The 1983-nt window shown below is 43.9% G+C and carries 1 protein-coding gene; it reads right to left on the bottom strand.

Annotated features, from left to right (window positions below; genetic code table 11):
• A partial coding sequence (locus KSW37_RS15405; protein ID WP_217743524.1) for a replication initiation protein occupies positions 1-918 on the bottom strand: 918 nt, incomplete at its 3' end.
• Positions 919-1983: the final 1065 nt, after the last annotated feature.

Consider the following 1983-nt stretch of genomic DNA (forward strand, 5'->3'; position numbering starts at 1 on the left):
TTGCAGCCGGAGTTTCAGTTTGCTCCGCTGCCCTCTCAGTTCGCTGCTCACTTCTCCACCCTCTGCAGTTTCGCCTGAAGTGCGACGGTCGTGCAGGGTAAAGGTGATGTGCTCGGGCAGGTGATGCTTCACTTTTTCACCCTCTTCCAGAAAGAAAGGCTTATAGGTAATATACTGGTCGATGATGCGGTTACGGTAAAGGCGTTTGAGGTCTTTGCAGGCGAAAGTCAGACATCTGCTGTCCAGTTCCGACCAGGTCTTGTAATAATCTTCCCTACCATGCATCAGTTGCTGGATATGCGTCGTTTTGCTGATGGTGAATCCCTTTGCCGCCCAGCAGTTCATGATGAGATACAACTTGATGCTCGATGCGCCGCGGCATTGGTTGATGGCATTGAGGTCGATACGGCTGACTCCCTTGTCGTAATTGTAGAAAAACCGTATTACGTTGTTGTCGAAGCGGAATTTTACCATCCAGTTCTTGTGCCGGTTCTGGTATATCTCACTCTTAAACAGGCATGAAAACTTCCTGTAGTATGTCTGGTTGCCCTGCTTGAACGGCAGCAGGATGGGTTTGGATTCTATACGCTGGATGGCATCGCGCAATTGCGGATAATGTCCAGCTCCAAATTTAAACTCAGACAGTTTCATGACGACATCCGTGTGGCCTGCTGCTCTCTGCTCTGAGGTGAAGCCATTAAAAGTCTGTGAAGTTGTGTGGTAAGGGACTACATAGTCCAGAATAACTTTCTGGGCATGCTTGATAATCTGTAGAACGATTTTGAGTTCTGCCACAGAATAGTTCTGGTAAGACAATCCCTGTACGCCAAGGATGGTCATCAGTTGTTTCTCAGGTTGAGAATTTGTCTGAGGGAAGGACTGCTGTCCGCCCGGAGGCTGTTGATTAACTTGTTCCATTTCCGTTTACTTTTAAGATCATTTGAGGCCTACCGATTGGGGCAAGTCTTGGTTATTGTTTATTGAAAACCGGCATGGAATTGGAGTAAGGAAACATTGCAAGATAAAAAATTTCAATCCTTGAAGGAATGAGTTTCAGCCTTTTCTCTTGCTATCAAATAGAACCTTACTCTGCATCCATGCCGATAAATTTTCATCAAATTTATCAGGCATAGAATGCCCTGTAAGGATTACTATTTGATCACTCACCTTTTGGGGCTGAATCCTACTCAATGAGCTATGTTCTAATCCTTAACCGAAAGCATTTCCCGGTGTCCTTCATCGGGAGGAGAATCGCATTCTCCGCGCTTTCATGTTGCAAAAGTAATATTTAATTCAGACTTATGCAAATTTTTTGAAGAGAAAAATGCATTTTAATGGCTGATTTGTTGAAAAAAAAAAGTTCTTTCCTCCCGTATTACGTATAGTGTAATTGATGTAAATGTATATATATAATATACTTGGTATAGTGTAGGGAAGAAAATTACGCATTTAACTGCCTAGTATTCAATGTCTTACATTTTTAAGATTCGCTCTAGTAGTCATTCGGGCATATTCTGAAGAAACATGATTCGCTCTGATGGTAACTATTATTCGCTCTGATGGTAATAGTCAAAAGCTAATTCTCTCTGGTAGTCATTGAGCGCTCGAATGAGGTGAAAAAATGATGTACTTCCATTTACCAACTGAAGCGGTTGCGTCGGGTTAAGGATATGGCTGCACTGGGTTACGCAGACGGCTGGACAAGGTTAAGGATTCGACTGCATCGGGTTAAGGATTCGACAACGTAGGCTAACGGAGTCGTATCCGTCGATTTATCGAGACGTCTTGACTCGCTGACAGAACCATCTGGAGTAGCTGACTGAACCATATCAGTATTCTGCTGCATACGCTTGCGTGCAAAAGTATACATAATTGAGCCAAATAGTGCACAACTGGTACTTATCGTACCAAAGTGGACAAGTGGGGCTCCGCCGATGTTGTATCTTTGTATCAGCATTCGGGAAGAGACCGGTGCACAACATG

The organism is Segatella copri (genome assembly GCF_019127135.1).
Classification (GTDB): domain Bacteria; phylum Bacteroidota; class Bacteroidia; order Bacteroidales; family Bacteroidaceae; genus Prevotella.